Origin of the sequence: uncultured Prevotella sp., from assembly GCF_946407605.1 — a bacterium.
Classification (GTDB): Bacteria; Bacteroidota; Bacteroidia; order Bacteroidales; family Bacteroidaceae; genus Prevotella.
The window spans coordinates 1-3,437 of the sequence record NZ_CAMJOS010000072.1 but is presented as its reverse complement, the minus strand read 5'-3'; the positions used below and the strand labels follow the sequence as shown (position 1 = coordinate 3,437).

At 47.9% G+C, this 3,437-nt stretch carries 4 protein-coding genes; 1 reads left to right on the top strand and 3 read right to left on the bottom strand.

Annotated elements, in window-relative coordinates; genetic code table 11:
• Positions 1-40: 40 nt before the first annotated feature.
• Both Q0R57_RS14610 and Q0R57_RS14605 read right to left on the bottom strand, forming a co-directional pair.
• Positions 41-331: a hypothetical protein gene (locus Q0R57_RS14610; RefSeq protein ID WP_294749226.1), complete on the bottom strand. Its 291-nt coding sequence runs from the start codon at positions 329-331 to the stop codon at positions 41-43.
• 39 nt (positions 332-370) lie between these two features.
• Entirely contained in the window at positions 371-1,354 is a 984-nt protein-coding gene (locus Q0R57_RS14605) for an amidohydrolase family protein (protein WP_294749224.1), read from the bottom strand.
• Positions 1,355-1,549: 195 nt separating this feature from the next.
• On the opposite strand from Q0R57_RS14605, the gene Q0R57_RS14600 reads away from it, so the two are divergent.
• Positions 1,550-2,443 carry a response regulator transcription factor gene (locus Q0R57_RS14600; RefSeq protein WP_294749222.1) on the top strand — a complete coding sequence of 298 codons (894 nt, stop codon included), beginning with the start codon at positions 1,550-1,552 and terminating at the stop codon, positions 2,441-2,443.
• Positions 2,444-2,452: 9 nt separating this feature from the next.
• Here the strand turns inward: Q0R57_RS14600 and Q0R57_RS14595 are convergent.
• On the bottom strand, positions 2,453-3,437 hold a 985-nt coding region (locus Q0R57_RS14595), incomplete at its 5' end, for a DUF4421 family protein (protein ID WP_294749220.1).

Sequence of the window (3,437 nt, the reverse complement as noted above, 5' to 3'; positions counted from 1 at the left end):
CTGCTATTATAAATGTTACTATTCTTTTCATCTGATAATTTTAACTTTGTTGAACGATATTTTGGTAATCATCGATACTGACAGTCACTGGGTCGATGGCAGGATAACTGCTTGCATCGTTGGGATTCGCCTTAATGGCGTTCAGCAGTTGCGTACCCAAGGCATAGTTGTTCGCCTCATACCTAAGTCCTTTCTCTGCGGGCTGAATCTCCAATTGGTCAGCCGTAATCTGACTGGTCAGTGTGTTTACTATCTCTTGGCTGTTGCCTGTGTAACTATAGTACACTACAAGTGTCTTTGCTGTTGTTTCTGTGCTTAGTAATGTAAGCATGATGCAAACGAAAAACAATATTCTTTTCATATACATCTGTTATTTAAAAAGTTGATTGGTATTCTGGTAGAGAATCATCTCGCGGAATGGTGCCAGATCGGGTTCTTTCGAGAGATAGTCCTTCATCCTCGCCAGACTCTGTGTGAGCACCTGCGGTGCGACGTATGGATAGTCGGAGCCGTAGAGCAGGTGGTCGGGCGTGGTGATAGTGAGCAGCATGCGGATGACCTCGGGAGAGTGTGCCCCTGCAAGGTCGTAGTAGAGGGTTCGGAGGTTGGCCTCGTAGTCAATCTCGCCCACCATCTTGTTGGCCTGCATCACGGGAGTCAATGACTTCATACGAGGGATAGCCAAAGGCAGATAAGCACCGCAATGGGGCACAATGACCTTTATATTATTATAACGAGCCAATACGTTGCGACTGATCATATTCGATACGGCACGGGTAGTTTCCGAGAGATACTCCTGCATGGCGAGCGGTGTCTGCTGCATCACCTGCTTGTTCACTGGCTCAGGGCGATGGGGATGTAGGATTACCACTGCCTTACGCTCGTTCAAGACCGAGAAAAGCGTATCGAGTTCTGGTGCGCCAAGATACTGTCCACCAATGTTAGTAGCCAACTTGATGCCATCGGCCTTTAGTACGTCGAGTGCATACTTCACCTCCTCAATGGCTTTCGAAACATCGGGCAGGGGTAGGGCAGCGCAGAAAAGATATCTGCCTGGGTGCTCCTTCTTGATGCGGGCGGCAGCCTCATTGGTTTTCCTCACCACCTCAGCTGACGATGGCTGAGGTGCTGCTAATGTCAATACTGATATCTCGACACCAGCCTCGTCCATCCACTTGAGATGATTCTCCACATCGTACTTCGGCAAGGGAAATCCCTCGTCCATCAGTCGTCCCTCATTTTCGAGCGAAGACACAAACTCAGGTGTGATGATGTGCGAGTGCACATCAATCACGCCCTGAGCAAAACCGTTTGCTGCTATCATAAGACCCAGCAATAATGCTTTAGCTTTCACTTTTCAATTATTCTTAATGATTATCCTACAGTACTTGTACTACGGTTTTGGTACCGTATGGGTGCAAAGGTACGCACATTATATTATATATGTGTTACACAAATTGGCTGATTATATACCAATTTCGCAGAAAGTGCAAAAAAAGTATCAATTTTCTACCATTATTAGATTATTTTGTGTATCTTTGTTCCCGATATGAGGAAAATTTTGAAGGTTGATTGTCCTAACGACTATGCTCGTTTTGTGGATGCACCAGTGTTGCACCCATTAATCAGCATCATTCATTATGACGAGCTGGCGCCCTTCCGTCATAGCCTGAACAACTATGGCGTGTATGGTCTGTTCATCCAGCGACAGTTTCCCAATACGCTCTCTTACGGTATGAAGACGCTGCAGGTAAGCGATGCCTCCATCATAGCTGTAGAACCAGGACAGATAGGCGGATTGGAAGACAATGGCGAGCGTATCTCGTTGTGTGGTTGGGTATTGCTGTGGTCGCCTGAACTGTTGCACGGCACTGAACTGGAACGCCAGATAGACCGCTATCAGTTCTTCTCGTATTTCTTTGATGGTTCGCTGCGCATGGAGCCCGACGAATGGCTCTGTATCACGCAACTGGTGACCCAGATGCGACAAGAGTTGCAGACACACGAGGACTCCCCGTCTTTGAGAAATGTGCTGCTTGGCTATCTGCACCTGATACTGGAATACTGTAATCGTATCTATCAGCGCCAGCTTTTCGAAGAGGACAGGGGAGAGGCTGACCTGCTGAAGCGCTTTCACAACTTGCTTCAAACCTATTTTCGTGAGAACCGTCAGCTGATGCAGGGTTTGCCTACCGTCGCTTGGTGCGCTTTCGAACTGGCTTATTCGCCTCGTTATTTTGGCGATATTGTCCACAAGGCAACTGGTGGCACAGCTATTGGCTACATCCACAACTACGTTATCAATCAGGCGAAAAGTCTGTTGATGCAGGGTCACAACATCAGCGAGACCTCCCGCCTGCTCGGATTCGATTTCCCCCACCATTTTACTCGTCTCTTCAAGCGCATCACGGGGCTTACTCCCAGCGAGTTCTTAGGGAAATAGTGTGTCCTGTTATTTGCCCAGCCGTAAGCCAAAGAATGTACGTACGAGCCATTTGGTGTTATGAACGGTAAGACTCTCTTTATTGCCGATGTTGGTGAAGTTGAATACCATCGACAGGCCCAGAAACTTGTTGCCCCATTGTCGTACTACGGATCCTCGACCTGTGATGATGACTTCTGGGAAGTGGTAGTGTAAAGGTATGCGATCGTCACCGAAGGTCATCGATGTTTTGCTATAGACGATGAACGTTGGCAGGCCAGAGATGTGTAGCAGCCAGCCTTGTCCGGGTACGTAGTTGTAACCGTAGCCTGCGCCGATACCGATGTTCGTCATCTTGAGATTCATCTCCTTTTCCCATTCGAGTGTAGCGCGCTGTCCCTGGCCTGAGACAGCCAATAAGAAGCTACCAGCGGAACGTCGCTGGATATAACTCTGTGAAAAGGCCGCAGGATAGGAGAATTTACGACTGTTGAAGATATAGAAAGCGTTGATGTTTAATGTTTTTACTGATAGTAAACCGTCAGGCAGTTCGATACGTTCCATCCCTTCGTGGTCGTGCCAGCCTGAGAAGTTTTTGGCGTCTTGATAGACGATATCGAAGCCGAAACGTCGGCCGTAGCTGTTGAAGTTCAGTTCATAGTCACGGTACTTACCCATCAACTTTGCTGGATTGAGAGAAGCACTGAGTGAGACTCCGAGATAGCTGACACCCAGGCTCAGTGTAGCCTTTCTGTCGGCTTTCATCTCCGACAGGAAATGCCGACCATTATCCATACCCTCAGTCTTAATCGTTGTACCCGACACATTCATCCGTGCCGAGATGGTCCATTTGGTCGTTGGCCGCGAGATATACGTTGTATCAATGCCACGCATGTGATAGTAGCGGGATGCAACGGTACTATCAATGCGATGAAATAGGGATTGCGCAGACAGAGGTTGGCTCAGGCCACTCATCACTGCCATTAAAATGGATATCTGTTTCTTTATCATTACT